The following is a 16,972-nucleotide window of genomic DNA, read 5'->3' on the forward strand; positions in this document are numbered from 1 at the left end:
CATGTCGAACTGGCGCCCTTGCGCTAGGGAGACGTGCATGAGCGACAGCCGCCTTATCTCCCCCGTCCTGATTGGCGGGGCCATCATTTTGATGCTCGGGTTTGCGATCCGCGCCTCGTTTGGGGTGTTTCAGATCCCGATTGCGGCGGAGTTTGGCTGGCCGCGGGCCGAGTTCAGCCTTGCCATCGCGATCCAAAACCTCGCTTGGGGGATTGGCCAGCCGATCTTTGGCGCGCTGGCGGAGCGGTTTGGCGACCGCCGCGCGATCACCTTGGGCGCGCTTATGTATGCGGCGGGGCTGGTGATGTCGGCCTTTGCGACGGCCCCTTGGCAGCATGATCTGCTGGAAATTCTGGTGGGCTTTGGCATTGCAGGCACCGGCTTTGGGGTGATTCTGGCGGTCGTCGGGCGTGCGGCTTCGGCCGAAAATCGCTCGCTCGCGCTTGGCATTGCCACAGCGGCGGGGTCCGCAGGCCAAGTCTTTGGCGCGCCCTTGGCCGAGGCGCTTTTGGCCTACTTCCCGTGGCAGACGGTCTTTGTGATGTTTGCAGGTGTGATCTTGCTGGCCCTTTTCGCTCTGCCAATGCTGCGCGGCCCGGCGCGCGCAGCCCCCGCCGCAAATGAAGAGAGCATGGGAGACGTTGTTTCGCGCGCTTTGCGCGACCCGTCTTTCATCCTCATCTTTCTGGGCTTCTTTTCTTGCGGCTATCAGCTTGCCTTTATCACCGCACACTTCCCGGCAATGATCACCGAGATGTGCGGGGCGGTGCCGCCCGGCTCTATGCTCGCGGCGCTTGGGATCGAAACGCAATCGGCGCTGGGGGCCTTTGCCATCGCGGTGATCGGGCTCGCCAATATCGTGGGCACGATCTTTGCCGGTTGGGCGGGCAAGAGGTGGAGCAAGAAATACCTGCTCGCGCTCATTTACCTGCTGCGCACCATCGCAGCGGCCAGTTTCATTTTGTTGCCGATCACCCCCGGTTCGGTGCTGATCTTCTCGCTCGTTATGGGGGCGTTGTGGCTTGCCACTGTGCCGCTGACCTCTGGCCTCGTCGCAGACCTTTACGGGCTGCGCTACATGGGCACGCTTTATGGCGTCGTGTTCTTTTCGCACCAACTGGGCGCGTTTCTGGGCGTTTGGCTGGGCGGGCGGCTTTACGACATCGCGGGCGATTACACGCTGGTGTGGTGGGTCGGCGTGGGCGTTGGCGCCTTTTCTGCCCTCGTCCACTTGCCAGTGCGGGACCGCCCCGCAGCGCTGCAACCGGCCTAGGCTTCGCTGCGCAGCATTGTCTCTAGACCGCTGCGGTAATCGGGGTAGCGCAACTGCACGCCAAGCTCGTCTTTGATGCGGTCATTTCGCACCCGTTTGTTCTCGGCATAAAAGCTCGCGGCCATCGGCGTCATGGTGGCGGGGTCAAATGGCTCTTCGGGGGGGCGCGGCAGGCCAAGCAGTTCGGCTGCATAGGCCAGCACATCTTCGGGCGGGGAGGCGGCATCATCGCAAAGGTTATAGATCCGCCCCGGATTGGGCTGCGCGATCGAGGCCGCGAGCACCTGCGCAATGTCGTCCACATGGATGCGCGAAAACACCTGACCGGGCTTGATAATTAGCCGCGCAGTGCCGTTGCGGACCTTGGCAAAGGGGCCGCGGCCGGGGCCGTAAATGCCCGCGAGCCGGAAGATATGCAGCGGCAAGCCAAGCTCTTGCCACGCCGCCTCTGCTGCGACGCGCGCTTTGCCGCGCGCGGTGCCGGGGGTGAGCGGCGTTTCCTCATCAACCCAGTCGCCATCATGGTCGCCATAAACGCCAACGGTCGAAAGATAGCCGACCCACTCCAAATGCTGCGCTGCAGCAATGGCTTTTTTCTGCGCAGAAAGAACCGGGTCGCCGCTGCTATCTGGCGCGACGGAGGTCAGCAAATGCGTGGCCTCAGACAGCGGTAATTCTCCGCCCGTCCAGACCAGTGCTTCCAGCCCTTCGCTGCGCAGCATTTCCGCTTTTTCTGCGCTGCGCGTGGTCGCAATAATGCGCCAGCCTTGCGGCAACAAAAGCCGCCCCAAAGCCCGCGCCGAATAGCCATGTCCGATGGAAAGCAGCGTTTTCATCATCCCTCCTATACTCAAGTGCAACCTAGTCATCACCTCGTCACTTGCGAAGGGCAAAAAGCGGTGGCACCCTGTGGCATGGAACAGATGAAACAACTGAAATCATGGCCTGAAGCCGCGCCGCGCCTTGTTGCCGTGGCCGCCGGGCGCGCGCCGGCCGATATGGTGATCCGGCAAGGGAAATGGGTCAATGTCCACAGCCGCGAGGTGTTGGAGGGCTATGACATTGCCATCGCCGAGGGACGCTTTGCCGCAATCGCGCCGGATTTAAGCGCCGCGATTGGCCCCGAAACCGAAGTCATTGAGGCCAACGGTCGCTACATGCTGCCCGGCCTGTGCGATGCGCATATGCATATTGAAAGCGGCATGCTGACGCCTGCCGAATTTGCCGCTGCCGTTATCCCGCATGGCACCACCACTATGTTCACCGACCCGCATGAAGTTGCCAATGTGCTGGGGCTTGAAGGGGTGCGGATGATGCATGACGAGGCGGCCCTTCAGCCCGTCAATATCTTCACGCAAATGCCCTCTTGTGCGCCCTCGGCACCGGGGCTGGAAACGACCGGATTTGAGATCACTCCCGAAGATGTGGCCGAGGCGATGACATGGCCGGGTATCATCGGGCTTGGGGAGATGATGAATTTCCCCGGTGTCGTGAATGCCGACCCAAAGATGCTGGCCGAGATTGCCGCAACCCAAAACGCGCAGAAAACCGTGGGCGGGCATTATGCAAGCCCCGATCTCGGCGCGCCGTTCCGCGCCTATGCGGCAGGCGGCCCGGCGGATGATCACGAAGGCACTTGTGAGGCCGATGCGATTGCCCGCGTGCGCCAAGGGATGCGTTCCATGATGCGGCTGGGCTCTGCTTGGTATGACGTGGAAAGCCAAATCACGGCGGTCACCCAAAAGGGCCTTGATCCGCGCAATTTCATTTTGTGCACCGATGATTGCCATTCCGGCACGCTGGTGAATGATGGCCATATGAACCGCGTCTACCGCCATGCGGTGGCTTGCGGTTGTGAGCCGCTGATCGCGCTACAAATGTGCACGCTCAACACGGCGAGCCATTTTGGGCTGGAGCGGGAATTGGGCTCCATCACACCCGGGCGGCGGGCCGATGTCATCTTGTCTTCGGATCTTGCCTCCCTTCCGGTGGAAGTGGTGATCGCGCGCGGCCAAGTTGTGGCGGAGGCGGGCGTGCTCAAAGTGTCTTGCCCGCATTACGACTGGCCCGAAAGCGCGCGCAACACGGTGCATTTGGGCAAACCACTGACGGCACAAGACTTTGCCATTGCCGCGCCGGAAGGCGCGAATAGCGTCACCGCCAAGGTGATTGGCGTCGTTGAAAACCAAGCCCCGACCAAAGCGCTTACCGCCACCTTGCAGGTGGTTGAGGGGCTGGCCCAGCCTGATGAAGCCAAAGACGTGGCGCAGATCGCCTTGGTGGAACGCCACCGGGGCACTGGCCACGTGGTCAGTGGTTTCGTGTCTGGCTTTGGGTACAAAGGCAAAATGGCGATGGGCTCCACCGTCGCGCATGACAGCCATCATATGATCGTCGTCGGCACCGACCGCGACAGCATGGCCGCCTGCGCGAACCGCTTGGGCGAGATGGGTGGCGGCATCTCGGTTTGGAAAGACGGGGTCGAGCTTGCCGCCGTGCCTTTGCCGATTGCGGGGCTGATGTCCGATGATCCGGCGGCAGAGGTCGCCGCGCGCGCGGCCAAAATGGTGGACGCGATGGCGCAATGTGGATGCTCGCTCAACAACGCCTATATGCAACATTCATTGCTGGCGCTTGTCGTGATCCCGGAAATCCGCATTTCTGATCTGGGGCTCGTCGACGTCACGAAGTTTGAGCTGACAGAGTTGTTTGAATGACAGACCCGCTGACGATCCAAATATCACCCCACGCCGACCCTGAAACCTTCACCGATCCCGCCGCCGCCGTTGCCCGGCTTGAGGCGCTTTATACCGAGGCGACGGGGTTCTTGCTGACCAAGTTCAACGAGGTGTTGGAAACTGGCGCCTCGCCCTCGCGCTATCGGGCCTTTTATCCCGAGGTGCGGCTGACGGTGAATTCGCATGTCAAAGGCGATAGCCGGCTGAGCTTTGGTCATGTGTCCGAACCCGGCACCTATTCCGCCACGATCACGCGGCCCGATCTTTTTCGCAATTACCTCACGCAGCAGATCGGCCTTTTGATGCGCAACCACAATGCCACGGTGCAGGTGGGGCCCTCGACCACGCCGATCCCGGTGCATTTCGCCGTTGCGGGCCAGCCGGAGGTGACCGTGCCGCAAGAGGGCGCGCTCGGCATCAGCCTGCGCGATGTGTTTGACGTGCCCTCGCTGGCCTCGATGAACGATGACATCGTCAATGGCACGGCAGGGCTGCACCCGGATGGCTCGGGCCACTTGGCACCGTTTACGGCGCAACGGGTGGATTACTCGCTCGCGCGGCTGGCGCATTACACGGCCACCTTGCCCGAGCATTTCCAAAACCACGTGCTCTTCACGAACTACCAGTTCTATGTGGATGAGTTTGAGGCGGTGGCGCGGCGGATGCTCGCCGACCCGTCGCAGGGCTACACAAGCTTTGTGGCGCCGGGGAATGTGGAGATCACCACCCCCGATGGGGCGATTGCGCCGCTCTCCAAGCTGCCGCAAATGCCGACCTATCACCTCAAACGGCCCGACGGGAATGGGATCACCTTGGTCAACATTGGCGTGGGGCCGTCCAACGCGAAAACGGCAACCGATCATATTGCCGTGCTGCGCCCCCATGCGTGGCTGATGGTTGGCCACTGCGCGGGGCTGCGCAATTCGCAAAGCTTGGGGGATTTTGTGCTCGCCCACGCCTATTTGCGCGAAGACCATGTGCTGGATGACGATCTGCCGATCTGGGTGCCGATCCCAGCCCTGGCTGAGGTGCAGGTGGCGCTGCAAGAAGCGGTGGCCGAGATCACTCAGTTGGAAGGTTATGAGCTGAAGCGGATCATGCGCACCGGCACTGTGGCGACGATTGATAACCGCAACTGGGAATTGCGTGACCAATCCGGCCCGGTGCAGCGGCTTTCGCAAAGCCGCGCCATCGCGCTTGATATGGAAAGCGCGACCATCGCGGCCAATGGGTTCCGGTTCCGCGTGCCCTATGGAACGCTGCTGTGCGTTTCAGACAAACCGCTGCATGGGGAGCTAAAACTGCCCGGTATGGCGACCGAATTTTACCGCACACAAGTGGCGAACCATCTGCTGATTGGGGTGCGCGCAATGGAGAAATTGCGCGACATGCCGCTGGAGCGGATTCATAGCCGGAAGCTGCGTTCTTTTGACGAGACCGCCTTCTTGTGATGGGCTGCACATTGTGCTGTGGAAATTCACCGAAAACGCCCGAAAAGGCTTGCCTTGTTGAAAAAAACCGTGTGTTAGGGGGCGCATGAAACCGTAAAGACGGGCAGATCGACCCCACCACGAGGGGTGTATGAGAGGAAATCCCATGTCGAAACCGATGACCAAGACCCAGCTGGTGGCCGCCCTCGCCGAAGCCATGGGCTCGGACAAGAAAACCGCCACGGCTGCGCTCGACGCCATCGCCGAAGTCGTGACCAAAGAAGTGGCTGAAGGTGGCGCTGTGACGCTGCCGGGCATCGGCAAAGTGTCGTGCAAAGCCCGCCCCGAGCGCATGGTGCGCAACCCGGCCACTGGCGACACGATGATGAAACCGGCCGACAAACAAGTCAAAGTGACGATCGCCAAAGCGCTCAAAGACAGTGTCAACGGCTGATCCATCCGCCTTCGGGCAGATGTGAAGAATTTGGGTCGTCCTGCATCGGCAGGGCGGCCTTTTTTCTTGGGCGCCGCGGGAAATGAACCTGTATTGCATACAGGTTTTTTCTTGTCGGAGCGGAGCAAATTTGGCTTCCCTGCTCGGACGTTCTTCCAGCGATGAGGAAAATATGGATATCCGCGCCATTTTGATGGGCTTGGCCTTTGCGCTTATGTGGTCTTCGGCCTTCACCTCGGCGCGGATGATCGTGGCCGAAGCGCCGCCTTTGCTCGCGCTGTCTGGGCGGTTTCTGATCTCTGGGCTGATCGGGGTCGGGATCGCGCTGGCCATGGGGCAAAGCTGGCGGCTGAGCCGCGCGCAATGGCGAGCCACGTTGATTTTCGGTCTCTGCCAGAACGCGCTCTATCTGGGGCTCAACTTCGTGGCGATGCAATGGGTACAGGCGTCGGTTGCTTCGATCATCGCTTCGACCATGCCGCTGATGGTGGCGCTCATGGGCCGTGTCGTGTTTGGCGATAAGGTGCGCCCGCTCGGTCTTGCAGGGCTCTTTGCTGGTGTTGTGGGCGTCTCCATCATCATGGGCGCGCGGCTTTCGGGCGGGGTGGACCCGGTTGGGCTCGCGCTTTGCTTCATTGCGGCTTTTGCGCTTTCGGTCGCCACGCTTTCGGTGCGCGGGGCGACCTCTAGCGGCAATGTGCTGATGATCGTAGGCTTGCAGATGTTTGTCGGTGCGATCTCTCTCGCCACCGTCTCGGCTTTCACTGAAAGCTGGCATGTCGTGCCCACCACGCGGCTGACGCTCGCCTTCCTTTACACCACGCTGATCCCTGGGCTTTTGGCGACTTGGGTCTGGTTTCGGCTGGTCGCACGGATTGGGGCGGTGAAGGCGGCGACCTTCCACTTCCTCAACCCGTTCTTTGGCGTGGCGATTGCCGCCGCCGTGTTGGGCGAGCGGTTGGGTTGGCTCGATCTTCTTGGCGTGGCGGTGATCGCGGCTGGGATTTTGGCGGTGCAGCTTTCCAAACAAAGCCCCGTCGCGCGGCCTTAACCGCCGCGGCGGAGCGCCTCGAGCAGCTTCAGCGTCACCCAACCATCGGCCTTCACGCCATTGGCGCGTTGCCATGCGGCCACCGCAGAAATCGTATTCGGGCCAATCAACCCGTCATGGCCCTGCGTGTCATAACCCGCTGCGGTGAGCCGTTCCTGCACTTCAATCTTCTCGGCCTCGGTGAGCGCGCGGCCCTCGCGCGGCCATGGGGTTTTGAACGGTCCCTCTCCCTTGATCCGATCAGACAAATGCCCCACGCCGATCACATAAGAGTCGGCGTTGTTGTAGCGCGATATCGCGCGGAAATTGTCAAAGATCATCAGCGCGGGCCCCTCGGCCCCGGCGGGCAGCAAGATCGAAGCTGCGCCGTAGTTTGCCACCTTACCGCCCGCTGCGGCGCGCACGCCAAGCTCGGCCCAGTCGGACGGAGATTTTTTCACCCCCTTCCCGGTCAGGCCAAGGTTGAAGTCTTTTGGCAAGATGACTTCAACCCCCCAAGGCTGGCCTTTTGACCAGCCCGAGCGTGCCAAATAAGCGGCGGTGGAGGCCAGCGCATCGGCGGGATTGTCTGACCAGATATCGCGTTTGCCATCGCCGGTAAAATCGACCGCAAACGACAAATAAGAGGTGGGGATGAATTGCGTATGCCCCATCGCGCCTGCCCACGACCCGGTCATGTGCGCGGGGTCGATGTCGCCCGATTGGATGATTTTCAACGCGCCAATGAGTTGGCTTTCAAAGAATGCGCCGCGCCGCCCGTCATGCGCCAAGGTGGCGAGCGCGGGAATGATCAAAGTGTCGCCTCGGCGGCTGCCATAGCGCGATTCCATCCCCCAGATCGCGACGACAACCTCTTTTTCAACGCCGTAGCGCGCCTCGATCTCGCGCAAAAGCCGGTCATGCTGCGCAAGCATTTTGCGCCCCTCTGCCACCCGGTCGGGCGAAGCGGCACTGTCCAGATAATCCCAGATCGGCTTAGAGAATTCGGCTTGGAAACGGTCGCGCTCGATCACCTTTGGGTTGTAGGGCACGTTGCGCATGGCGCGGTTCCACGTGGCCTCAGAAATCCCCGCCGCCATGGCACGAGGTTTGAAGTTCATCACCCACTCATCCAAGCCCTGTTGCGTGGCCGCATCTACACGCGGAATAGCGGCAATGCTGCTGCCGCCCGATCCGCCACCCTCCAGTGGGCCACTACAGGCCGCCATGCCAGAAAGGGCAAATAGGGTGATTGCAAGGGGTTTTAATGCGTGTTTCATGACCTGCCCGACTGTTCGCTGTTTCGAAACAGTGTAGCAGGTCAAAGCGGTCTGGCAACAATCGCGCCAAGCGCCGGGCGGGGAAATGCCTAGCCCTTTTCCCCCATGAACGGGGTCATTTGCGCCACGATCACAGAGTTTTCTTCCAAGGCGCGGGCCATCAAGGCTTTTTCTTCCTCGGGGATTTCGTCGCCCGCCTTTTCGCGCTCCGCGAGTGTGCCGTAGCCGGTTACATCGAGCGGCGCGAGATCGGCTTGCTTCAAAATCGCCACCGTTTCGCGCACGGCTTCTGCCTCATCCACACCGCTGGCGTAGCACAAAAGCCCGGCCCCGGTGGCGCCTTTGGGCAGGCCATCATTTTCACAACGGCCCACCTCCACCAGCAGGGTGTAGACCTGCTGGGGGCGTTTTTTCTTTTCGGGCTTTTCCGGAGTTTCGGACATCTTAGACCTTTGCCGGGCGCTTGGTGGATTTAAGCGCGGTCAGCAGCAGCCAGACAAAAACCACGGCATAGGCCACAAGCGCCGCGCCCGGGATCCATTCCCCGGGTTCAGCACCTTCGACCATCGCCGTCATCTTTTCGAGGCCCCAAATCTGAAACAGCGCGATCGAGACGACATCAATCATCATCAACCCACCGCGAATGTGGTGCGGGATTTCCGTCCCATTCACCGCATCGCGGATTTTCCCTGCCAGCGAAAGGATCATGGTTTAGTCCCGCAAAAGCTCGTTGATACCGGTTTTCGAGCGGGTCTGCGCATCGACCCGTTTCACGATCACGGCGCAGTAAAGGTTGATCCCGCCTTTGGAGGGCATCGACCCGGCCACCACGACCGAATAGGGCGGCACTTCGCCATACATCACTTCGCCGGTTTCACGGTCGACGATCTTGGTCGATTTGCCGATGAAGACGCCCATGCCAAGCACCGAGCCTTCGCGCACGATGCAGCCCTCGACCACTTCCGAACGCGCGCCGATGAAGCAGTTGTCTTCAATGATCGTCGGGCCGGCTTGCATCGGCTCGAGCACGCCGCCAATGCCAACACCGCCCGACAGGTGAACGTTTTTGCCGATTTGCGCGCAGGAACCGACGGTGGCCCAAGTGTCGACCATCGTGCCTTCATCGACATAGGCGCCAAGGTTGACGAAGCTCGGCATTAGCACCGCGCCTTTGGCGATATAGGCCGAGCGGCGCACGATGCAGTGCGGCACCGCACGGAAGCCCGCAGCTTGCCATTCTTGCTCGCCCCAGCCTTTGAATTTGCTATCGACCTTGTCCCACCAATGGCCGCCTTGCGGGCCGCCGTCATGCTGTTCCATGTCTTTCAGACGGAAGCCTAGCAGCACCGCCTTTTTGGCCCATTGGTTCACATGCCAATTGCCGTCGTCTTGCTTTTCGGCCACCCGCAAAACGCCTTTGTCGAGCGCTTCAAGCGTGGCTTCAATCGCTTCGCGCGTTTCTCCGCCGGTCGAGGGGGTGATCGTGTCGCGCACCTCCCATGCAGCTTCAATCGCGGCTTCAAGCATGGCATTCGACATGGGAGAGGCTCCTCTTTCAGGTGGCATTCAGGTTTTTCCCCCTATAGTTGGGGAAATCCCTTCGTGCAATGAGCCCAATCATGAAAGACGACAGTCGGTCCCACCCGTTTCGCGACAGCATGATGGATGCGCGCGCGGCGAAAGACACCCCCGATACCCCACAAACCCGTGCGCCCGCCTACAAGCTCGCCTTCGCAGATGATGGCTTCATGATGCGCGAAGAGTTGCGGCCGGTGCGGTTGCAACTGGAACTTCTCAAGCCCGAACTCATCATGGATGAGCGCGGGGTGGAAAGCACGGTCGTGATGTTTGGCGGGGCGCGCATCCCGGACCCCGCGCAGAAAGACAGTGCCAAAACGCCCGCCTTGGCGGAACTGAGCCGTTATTACGACGAGGCGCTGAAATTCGCTCGCCGGATGACCGAGATTTCGATGGCACAATATGGCCGAGAATATGTCATTTGCACCGGCGGTGGACCGGGCGTGATGGAGGCGGGCAACCGTGGGGCGCATGAAGCGGGCGGGCAGTCCATTGGGCTCAACATCGTGCTGCCGCACGAACAGGCACCGAACCCCTATGTCACGCCGGATTTGTGCTTCAACTTCCACTATTTCGCCATTCGCAAGATGCATTTCCTGATGCGGGCCAAGGCGGTTTGCGTCTTTCCGGGCGGCTTTGGCACGCTCGATGAAATGTTTGAGACGCTGACGCTGATCCAGACCCATCGGATGAAGCGCATCCCGCTCATTCTGTTTGGCGTCGATTTTTGGAAGAATGTCGTCAACTGGGATATGCTGGCCGAGGCTGGCACCATTGCGCGCGAGGATCTTGAGTTGATGAGCTTTGTCGAAACCGCCGAGGAAGCGGTGCAAATCATCGAAAGCTGGCAAAATGGCGCTGCCTGAGGGGCGCGCCCGCAGCGGCTTTGCTGTTGCGATGATTTTGGCCTTTGCGGTGGTTGCGGTGATTGGTGTTGCCCTACGCCCGCTCCTGCCGATTGATGAAACCCGCTACATCGACGTTGCCCGCGAGATGCGGCTGGAGGGAAGCTGGTTTCTGCCGCTCAAGAACTTCGAGCTTTATACCGACAAGCCGCCGCTTCTCTTTTGGCTGATCAACCTTGTCTGGACGCTTGTGGGCGAGGTGAGCGGCTTTGCGGGCCGCTTGGTGGGGCCGTTCTTTGCCGTAGTGACGCTTGTGGGTACATGGGCGCTCGGGCGGCGGCTTTGGGATAATGCTACCGGGGCTTTGGCGGCCATTGTTCTTTCCGGGCTCAGCGTCTTTGCCGCTTATGGCGGCGCGACGATGTTTGACACGCTTTTGTCCACCGCGACTTTCGCGGGGCTTTGGGCGCTGATTTCCGCTTTGCGCGCGCCGGGGGTAAATCGCCTCGCTTGGGGCGGCTTTGGCCTCGCGCTGGCCTTTGGGGTTTTGGCGAAAGGGCCGGTGATTTTGTTCCACCTTGCGCCGGCGCTTTTGGCGGTTCCGCTTTGGGCGGACCCCAGCACACGACCTTCCGGCCGTGAGATCGCAAAAGGCGCGGGGCTCGCGCTGGCTGTGGCGCTTGCGGTGGTGGCGCTTTGGGTTTTGCCCGCCGCGATCACTGGCGGGGCCGAATACCGCCGGATGATTTTGTGGGAGCAAACGGCAGGCCGCACGGTGCAAAGCTTCGCCCATGCGCGGCCGATGTGGTGGTTGCTCGCTACGCTTCCGCTTGCGCTTTTCCCGTGGATTTGGTCGCCAAGCTTCTGGCGCGGGGCGGCGAAATTGCGCCTCTCGGATCGTGCGCTGCGGTTGATGGTTGTGCAGGCCGGGGCGGGGCTATTTTTATTCTCGCTCATTTCCGGCAAGCAGGTGCATTACCTTGTGCCGGAACTGCCCGCATTCGCGCTGATTGTCGCGCGCGCTTTTCTGGCCTCGGGCAGCGCCGAGGCGCGGGGGCGTTGGTCCCACCTACCAGTCAGCGCTTTGCTGGTTTTGGCCGGGATCGCGCCGCTCGCCTTGGCCTTGGGGGCGGGCGATGTGCAGACAGTGGCTTTGATGCAGCCGCTTTGGGGGCCGATCGCTTTCGCGCTGTTTTGCAGTCTGCTCGCCGCCTTGGTCTGGCTGTTGCCGCGGGTGATCGGGCTCAGCCTCGCAGGTCTTGGGCTGGTCTTGGGCTTCGTGGGGCTGATTGCCAGCACCGGCCTTGGCCCCGCCTATGACAGCACGCCAATTGCTCAGAGAATGGCCGCGCATCAGGCGCAGGGGCTCGCCACCGTTGCAGGGCGCTACAATTCTGAATTCGGTTTTGAAGGGCGCCTGACCGAAAAGGTCGATATTCTTACCGCAGAGGATGCGCCCGCGTGGCTGACCGCGCATCCGGGCGGGTTACTGGTTGCCGAATGCCGCGATGTGCCCACGCTTGAAAAAGAGGCCGCCGAGGTGCGCTTTTTCTACGGGCATGATTGGTGCCTGTGGCAAGGCGAATAAGGCGCGGAGCCCGGGCGAGAAAACGGCGTTTATTGGCCCGCTTCCGCGGCGATTTCTGCCTTAGATTTCCGTGCCCGTTCGGTGGCAGATTTCAATTGCCCGCAAGCAGCCATGATATCTTCGCCGCGCGGGGTGCGAATGGGCGCGGCATAGCCCGCCTTGTAAACGATATCGGCAAAAGCCTCGATCCGCTCCCAATCGCTGCGCTGATAGGGCGAGCCGGGCCATTCGTTGAACGGGATCAAGTTGATCTTCGCGGGAATGCCCCGGATCAGCTTGATCAGCCGCCGCGCATCGTCGTCGCTATCGTTCACGCCCTTGAGCATCACATACTCAAAGGTGATCCGCTCAGAATTGGACAGGCGCGGGTAATCGCGCAGCGTGTCCAACAGCGTGGCGATGTTCCATTTCTTGTTCACCGGCACCAGCTTGTCGCGCACGTCATCGGTGGTGGCATGGAAGGAAATCGCCAGAAGGCAGCCAATTTCCTCGGCGGTGCGGGCAATCTCGGGGACGATGCCAGAGGTTGAGAGCGTGATCCGGCGGCGGCTAAGCGTCAGCCCCTCGCCATCCATCACCACTTTCATCGCGTTGCGCACGTTTTCAAAGTTGTAAAGCGGCTCGCCCATGCCCATCAGCACGACGTTGGAAATGAGCCGCGTCTCATCCTTCGGTGCGCCCGGTTTCGGCCATTCGCCCAAATCGTCACGCGCCACCATCACTTGGCCGACAATCTCGCCCGCGGTCAGGTTGCGCACCAGTTTTTGCGTGCCCGTATGGCAGAAAGAACAGGTCAGCGTGCAGCCCACTTGGGAAGAAATGCACAAAGTGCCCCGGTTTTCTTCGGGGATGTAAACCGCCTCAACCTCATGCCCGCCCGCGATGCGCAAAAGGTATTTGCGCGTGCCATCCATCGAGACTTGGCAAGTCACGACCTCGGGCAGGGCAATTTCAAAATTGGCGTCCAGAAGCGCGCGATAGTCTTTGGCGAGGTTGGTCATTGCCGCGAAATCACGCACGCCCCAATGGTAGATCCATTGCCAAACTTGGCCGACGCGCATTTTCGCCTGCTTCTCGGGCGTGCCTGCCGCGATCAACTCCGCGCGCAATTCCTCACGCGTGAGCCCGACAAGGTTCAGCTTGCCGCCCTCGGGCAGCTTGCGCGGCACGGTCAACACGTCTTGCGTGATGGGGGAAGTGGGCTCGGTCATGGCGCGTCCTGCGTTAAAGAAGCCGTGCATATAGGGGATTCGCGCCCCGATAGGTAGCAAAAATAGATCACCAAGATGTGCAAAAACCCCGGTCTGGCCGGGGCTGCTGCCTCAAGGGGGCGCTTGCGCTTATTTGCAGCGTTTGGCGGCTTCGTCCATCGCGGCGGTGAAGCCCATCAGCGAGAAGGTGTCTTCCGTCTGAGTGCCGCGGCTCGACCGGCCCGTCAGCGTCACATCGGCGCCCGCTTTCATCGCGGCGATGATCTTGGCATCATCTTCGGGGCTGCCCGCCCACGCACCTTCGCCATTGGTGAAAAGGTTGAACGCTTGGCCTGTGCTCACCTTCAACTCGACCGTGGAGCCGGGCGCAAAGGGATAGCCGCCCATAAACATCACCTCGGGCGCTTTGCTCGGCCGGTGAGTTACAAACAGCAAAATTTCAGACCGGCGCACTTGCACGGGCTTGCCGCCCTTGGTGTTGACCGTCTTTTTCGGCGGCACCACGCCCCAGCACTCTTTCGGGCTGTCTTCAACGAAAACGCTCCAGTCGGTTTCCGCCGCTACCCGGTTCGAGCTTTCTTGCGCGCTTGCCATCGGGGAAAATGCCAGCGACGCGGCAAGAACTGCTGCGACGCTCGAAATGATCGTCTTCATGGAACAGCCTCCAGCTGTCTGATGCCTCTGTCCGCCCTCGGGCTTTAGCCCTTGTTCACTCTGGCGGTTGCTATTTCAACTCGATAGTCGAGAGATAACGCAAAAGTGCCGGTTGGGGAAAGCCCCCCCGGCGGGATTTCGCGCATCGGAGGGCGAAATGGCACCACAATCCTTGATCGAGCTCTGGCGGGGCGGCCTGTGTGAAAGCATCCACGCCGGGCATGCAGTGGTTTATGGCCCGCAAGGGGCGGAAATGGTCTGGGGGCAAGCCGATGCGGTGATCTTTCCGCGCTCGTCGTGCAAAATGATTCAAGCGCTGCCTTTGGTGGAAAGCGGTGCCGCCGATGCGGCGGGGTTGGCGGAGCGGCATTTAGCGCTTGCCTGTGCCAGTCATTCGGGTGCGGCGCTGCACACCAAGGCGGTGGCGGCGTGGCTCTCCGATTTAGGCTTGGCAGATGAGGATTTGCGCTGCGGCGCACATGTGCCGCGCGACCCAGAGGCCCGGCGCCATTTCACCTGCACAGACGATAAGCCTTGTCAAATTCACAACAATTGCTCGGGTAAGCATAGCGGATTTCTGACGCTTAACCGCCATTTGAAAGGCGGTTCAGAATATGTGGAGATTGATCATCCCGTGCAAAGCGCCGTCCGTGCCGCCTTTGAAGAGGTGACGGGGGAGACGGTCGCGGGTTGGGGCATTGATGGCTGCTCGGCCCCGAACTTTGCCTGCACAGTCGAGGCATTGGCCCGTGCGATGCAATTCTTTGCCGCCGCCAAGCCAGAGGGCAGCTTGCGTGAAAACGCAGCGGTGCGGTTGCGCCGCGCGATGGTCGCTTTTCCCGAACTGGTTGCCGGGGAAGAACGCGCTTGCACCAAGCTGATGCGGGCAATGGGCGGCAAGGTGGCGGTGAAAGTGGGGGCGGAGGGCGTCTTCGTGGCGATTTTGCCCGAGCAAAAGCGTGGCGTGGCGCTGAAAATTGCCGATGGCACCACCCGCGCGTCTGAAGCGGCAATTACCGCGATTTTGGTCTATCTCGGGGCGCTCGACCCGGCGCATCCGGTGGTGGAAGAGCTTTTGCCCACAGTGCAGCGCAATTGGCGTGGTCTTGAAACGGGTGGGATGCGCCGCGCGGAGGGCTTTTGCTGATCACCAGATCAGCTTGAGCGCCAGCACGGTCGAGGTGACAACCAATAGCGGTTTGATCAGTTTCGCGCCCTTGCGCATGGCAAGGCGCGCCCCAAGGCTTGCGCCTGCAATTTGCGCTACGCCCATTGCGAGCCCCATCACCCACCAAGGCGCGCCTGTGGCGGCAAAGGCCACCAGCCCGCCAAGGTTGGAGGCGAAATTGAGCAGTTTGGTATGCGCGGTGGCTTTGAGCACGCCGTAGCCCGCCAGCATCACAAAACCGATCATGTAAAACGCGCCCGCGCCGGGGCCGATCAACCCGTCATAAAACCCAACAAAAGGCACAACAAAGGCCACGAAGGCGGCGGGGGTGATGCGCTGGGCGCGGTCTGTGTCGTCTAGCCCTTTGCGCAAGGCGAAAAAGGCGGCAATCGCGATCAAAATGAAGGGCAAAATGGCGCGCACGGCCTCGGTCGGCAGGGCCGAGACCATGAAAGCCCCGCCAAGCCCCGCCAAAAAGGCGAGCGAGGCGGCACCGATTTGTTTGCGCAGGTTTACCTGCCCCTTGGCCGCATAGGTCAGCGCGGCGGTGGCGGCACCAAAAGCCCCTTGCACCTTGTTGGTGGACAGCGCCTGCAAAGGCGTGGCCCCCGCCAAAAGCAAGATCGGCAGGGTGATCAAGCCCCCCCCGCCGGCGATCGAATCCACGAAGCCCGCGGCAAAAGCGGCAGCGATCAGCATCGCGGCAAGATCAAGCGAGACTTCGAACATGCGCCCTCCGGCAGAAAGCGCTTACATCCGCCGCAGCCAAGACAAAGTAAAGCGGCTTGTGAGGGGCAGGGGGCGCGGCTAGGGTCACGCCAAGGAGCCGCCATGACTTACCCGCTTTTGGATCGCTATGTTGCCTCGGCCAAACCCTCCGCTGAGGCTTGGCGCGTTCTGGTTGGCCTTGGGCTGATTGGCGGGTTTTACTTTGGCGCGCTTTTGGGGGGCATGAGCGCCGTCGGCGCGCTTTTCGGCCCGCAAACCATGTCTTGGGTGATCCGCAACATGAATGCGGCCAACACGCCCGTTGGGCTGGTGATGTTATTGTTCAGCTTCGCCCCCTTATTGCTTGGGACGATGCTGATCACCCGGCTCTTGCACAATCGCCCCGTCTTGAGCCTGTTTGGCGTGGGCGCGGGGCGCGATTTTGTCTTGGTCTTTCCCGCGCTGGTGCTGGCAGCGCTCTTGATCGCGCCGCTCTCCGGGCTTGATCCGCATTTGGCGAAATCCACCTCCTTGAGCGTTATGCTGGCTTGGTTGCCACTATCCTTGCCGCTTCTATTCGTTCAGATCGCTTCGGAAGAGCTGCTTTTTAGAGGCTATGTGCTGCAACAGATCGCCGCACGCACCCGCTGGCGCGTGCTGTGGATGGGCATTCCTGCGGCGCTCTTTGGCGCGCTCCATTACGCGCCCGACATGAATGGGCCCGTCGCGATTTACGTCGCCCTTTGGGCGACAGCCTTTGGCGTATTGGCGGCGGATCTGACCGCAAGGGCCGGAAACCTAGGCCCTGCGCTGGCCTTTCACCTTGCAAATAACATCTCTGCAGTGCTGCTGGTGGGGATTTACGGGCAGCTTGATGGGCTTTCGCTTTACACGCTGGTGATCAACACCCGCGACCCGGCGGCGATGGCGCCCTATCTGGCGATGGACAGCCTGTCGATGCTGGTGTTCTGGCTTCTGGCGCGGCTGATGCTGCGCCGCTGATTGCATTTGCGCG

17 protein-coding genes are annotated in these 16,972 nt (G+C 61.2%); 9 read left to right on the top strand and 8 right to left on the bottom strand.

What is annotated here, in order from left to right:
- Positions 1-37: 37 nt before the first annotated feature.
- Entirely contained in the window at positions 38-1,273 is a 1,236-nt protein-coding gene (locus CRO18_RS16680) for an MFS transporter (RefSeq protein ID WP_097082954.1), read from the top strand.
- Here the strand turns inward: CRO18_RS16680 and CRO18_RS16685 are convergent.
- Positions 1,270-2,112, bottom strand: coding sequence for an SDR family oxidoreductase (locus tag CRO18_RS16685; protein ID WP_097082955.1), 843 nt, complete (start codon positions 2,110-2,112; stop codon positions 1,270-1,272). The two genes, CRO18_RS16680 and CRO18_RS16685, sit on opposite strands and share 4 nt — an antisense overlap.
- Positions 2,113-2,187: 75 nt before the next feature.
- On the opposite strand from CRO18_RS16685, the gene ade reads away from it, so the two are divergent.
- The 4 genes from ade (at position 2,188) to CRO18_RS16705 (ending at position 6,946) form a co-directional block, all read left to right on the top strand.
- Complete coding sequence (gene ade, locus CRO18_RS16690) at positions 2,188-3,990, top strand: adenine deaminase (protein ID WP_170952714.1); 1,803 nt, start codon at positions 2,188-2,190, stop codon at positions 3,988-3,990.
- Entirely contained in the window at positions 3,987-5,462 is a 1,476-nt protein-coding gene (locus tag CRO18_RS16695) for an AMP nucleosidase (RefSeq protein ID WP_097082956.1), read from the top strand. The genes ade and CRO18_RS16695 overlap by 4 nt, the downstream gene beginning before the upstream one ends.
- A gap of 145 nt (positions 5,463-5,607) precedes the next feature.
- Positions 5,608-5,895, top strand: coding sequence for an HU family DNA-binding protein (locus tag CRO18_RS16700; RefSeq protein WP_076485949.1), 288 nt, complete (start codon positions 5,608-5,610; stop codon positions 5,893-5,895).
- A 172-nt stretch (positions 5,896-6,067) separates the two neighbouring features.
- Positions 6,068-6,946: a DMT family transporter gene (locus tag CRO18_RS16705; RefSeq protein WP_076485948.1), complete on the top strand. Its 879-nt coding sequence runs from the start codon at positions 6,068-6,070 to the stop codon at positions 6,944-6,946.
- Here CRO18_RS16705 and CRO18_RS16710 read toward each other — a convergent pair.
- From CRO18_RS16710 to dapD, 4 genes are all read right to left on the bottom strand, one after another.
- Positions 6,943-8,205: a lytic murein transglycosylase gene (locus CRO18_RS16710; RefSeq protein ID WP_097082957.1), complete on the bottom strand. Its 1,263-nt coding sequence runs from the start codon at positions 8,203-8,205 to the stop codon at positions 6,943-6,945. The genes CRO18_RS16705 and CRO18_RS16710 overlap by 4 nt on opposite strands.
- An 89-nt stretch (positions 8,206-8,294) precedes the next feature.
- The gene (locus tag CRO18_RS16715; protein WP_076485946.1) at positions 8,295-8,648 is read right to left on the bottom strand and encodes a hypothetical protein; all 354 of its coding nucleotides are present in this window, start codon (positions 8,646-8,648) and stop codon (positions 8,295-8,297) included.
- 1 nt (position 8,649) lies between these two features.
- Complete coding sequence (locus CRO18_RS16720) at positions 8,650-8,913, bottom strand: hypothetical protein (protein ID WP_097082958.1); 264 nt, start codon at positions 8,911-8,913, stop codon at positions 8,650-8,652.
- A 3-nt stretch (positions 8,914-8,916) separates the two neighbouring features.
- The gene (gene dapD, locus CRO18_RS16725; RefSeq protein WP_097082959.1) at positions 8,917-9,744 is read right to left on the bottom strand and encodes a 2,3,4,5-tetrahydropyridine-2,6-dicarboxylate N-succinyltransferase; all 828 of its coding nucleotides are present in this window, start codon (positions 9,742-9,744) and stop codon (positions 8,917-8,919) included.
- Between the two features lie 80 nt (positions 9,745-9,824).
- Here dapD and CRO18_RS16730 point away from each other — a divergent pair, with 80 nt between their 5' ends.
- Together CRO18_RS16730 and CRO18_RS16735 are read left to right on the top strand one after the other, a co-directional pair.
- The gene (locus CRO18_RS16730) at positions 9,825-10,649 is read left to right on the top strand and encodes an LOG family protein (protein WP_097082960.1); all 825 of its coding nucleotides are present in this window, start codon (positions 9,825-9,827) and stop codon (positions 10,647-10,649) included.
- Positions 10,636-12,216, top strand: coding sequence for a glycosyltransferase family 39 protein (locus tag CRO18_RS16735; RefSeq protein WP_097082961.1), 1,581 nt, complete (start codon positions 10,636-10,638; stop codon positions 12,214-12,216). Before CRO18_RS16730 ends, CRO18_RS16735 begins: the two co-directional genes overlap by 14 nt.
- Before the next feature lie 29 nt (positions 12,217-12,245).
- Here CRO18_RS16735 and rlmN read toward each other — a convergent pair whose 3' ends face one another.
- A complete protein-coding gene (gene rlmN, locus CRO18_RS16740) occupies positions 12,246-13,427 on the bottom strand; it encodes a 23S rRNA (adenine(2503)-C(2))-methyltransferase RlmN (protein ID WP_097082962.1) in 1,182 nt (393 codons plus the stop codon).
- A 129-nt stretch (positions 13,428-13,556) separates the two neighbouring features.
- The gene (locus CRO18_RS16745; protein ID WP_076485941.1) at positions 13,557-14,081 is read right to left on the bottom strand and encodes an invasion associated locus B family protein; all 525 of its coding nucleotides are present in this window, start codon (positions 14,079-14,081) and stop codon (positions 13,557-13,559) included.
- Positions 14,082-14,238: 157 nt separating this feature from the next.
- Between CRO18_RS16745 and CRO18_RS16750 the strand changes: the two genes are divergently transcribed.
- Entirely contained in the window at positions 14,239-15,228 is a 990-nt protein-coding gene (locus tag CRO18_RS16750) for an asparaginase (RefSeq protein WP_097082963.1), read from the top strand.
- Here CRO18_RS16750 and CRO18_RS16755 read toward each other — a convergent pair whose 3' ends face one another.
- On the bottom strand, positions 15,229-15,978 hold the full coding sequence (locus CRO18_RS16755; RefSeq protein WP_097082964.1) for a TSUP family transporter: 750 nt from the start codon (positions 15,976-15,978) through the stop codon (positions 15,229-15,231). It abuts the gene before it with no gap.
- A 102-nt stretch (positions 15,979-16,080) separates the two neighbouring features.
- Between CRO18_RS16755 and CRO18_RS16760 the strand changes: the two genes are divergently transcribed.
- Complete coding sequence (locus CRO18_RS16760) at positions 16,081-16,959, top strand: CPBP family intramembrane glutamic endopeptidase (protein WP_097082965.1); 879 nt, start codon at positions 16,081-16,083, stop codon at positions 16,957-16,959.
- The last annotated feature ends 13 nt before the right edge of the window (positions 16,960-16,972 follow it).

The organism is Rhodobacter sp. JA431 (assembly GCF_900217725.1).
Taxonomy (GTDB): Bacteria; Pseudomonadota; Alphaproteobacteria; order Rhodobacterales; family Rhodobacteraceae; genus Rhodobacter; species Rhodobacter aestuarii.

What these genes read in the sequence shown, in the direction of transcription:
- CRO18_RS16680 (WP_097082954.1), top strand. Translation starts at nt 38, where the DNA reads ATGAGCGACAGCCGCCTTATCTCCCCCGTCCTGATTGGCGGGGCCATC.
- CRO18_RS16685 (WP_097082955.1), bottom strand. Translation starts at nt 2,112, where the DNA reads ATGATGAAAACGCTGCTTTCCATCGGACATGGCTATTCGGCGCGGGCT.
- ade (WP_170952714.1), top strand. Translation starts at nt 2,188, where the DNA reads ATGGAACAGATGAAACAACTGAAATCATGGCCTGAAGCCGCGCCGCGC.
- CRO18_RS16695 (WP_097082956.1), top strand. Translation starts at nt 3,987, where the DNA reads ATGACAGACCCGCTGACGATCCAAATATCACCCCACGCCGACCCTGAA.
- CRO18_RS16700 (WP_076485949.1), top strand. Translation starts at nt 5,608, where the DNA reads ATGTCGAAACCGATGACCAAGACCCAGCTGGTGGCCGCCCTCGCCGAA.
- CRO18_RS16705 (WP_076485948.1), top strand. Translation starts at nt 6,068, where the DNA reads ATGGATATCCGCGCCATTTTGATGGGCTTGGCCTTTGCGCTTATGTGG.
- CRO18_RS16710 (WP_097082957.1), bottom strand. Translation starts at nt 8,205, where the DNA reads ATGAAACACGCATTAAAACCCCTTGCAATCACCCTATTTGCCCTTTCT.
- CRO18_RS16715 (WP_076485946.1), bottom strand. Translation starts at nt 8,648, where the DNA reads ATGTCCGAAACTCCGGAAAAGCCCGAAAAGAAAAAACGCCCCCAGCAG.
- CRO18_RS16720 (WP_097082958.1), bottom strand. Translation starts at nt 8,913, where the DNA reads ATGATCCTTTCGCTGGCAGGGAAAATCCGCGATGCGGTGAATGGGACG.
- dapD (WP_097082959.1), bottom strand. Translation starts at nt 9,744, where the DNA reads ATGTCGAATGCCATGCTTGAAGCCGCGATTGAAGCTGCATGGGAGGTG.
- CRO18_RS16730 (WP_097082960.1), top strand. Translation starts at nt 9,825, where the DNA reads ATGAAAGACGACAGTCGGTCCCACCCGTTTCGCGACAGCATGATGGAT.
- CRO18_RS16735 (WP_097082961.1), top strand. Translation starts at nt 10,636, where the DNA reads ATGGCGCTGCCTGAGGGGCGCGCCCGCAGCGGCTTTGCTGTTGCGATG.
- rlmN (WP_097082962.1), bottom strand. Translation starts at nt 13,427, where the DNA reads ATGACCGAGCCCACTTCCCCCATCACGCAAGACGTGTTGACCGTGCCG.
- CRO18_RS16745 (WP_076485941.1), bottom strand. Translation starts at nt 14,081, where the DNA reads ATGAAGACGATCATTTCGAGCGTCGCAGCAGTTCTTGCCGCGTCGCTG.
- CRO18_RS16750 (WP_097082963.1), top strand. Translation starts at nt 14,239, where the DNA reads ATGGCACCACAATCCTTGATCGAGCTCTGGCGGGGCGGCCTGTGTGAA.
- CRO18_RS16755 (WP_097082964.1), bottom strand. Translation starts at nt 15,978, where the DNA reads ATGTTCGAAGTCTCGCTTGATCTTGCCGCGATGCTGATCGCTGCCGCT.
- CRO18_RS16760 (WP_097082965.1), top strand. Translation starts at nt 16,081, where the DNA reads ATGACTTACCCGCTTTTGGATCGCTATGTTGCCTCGGCCAAACCCTCC.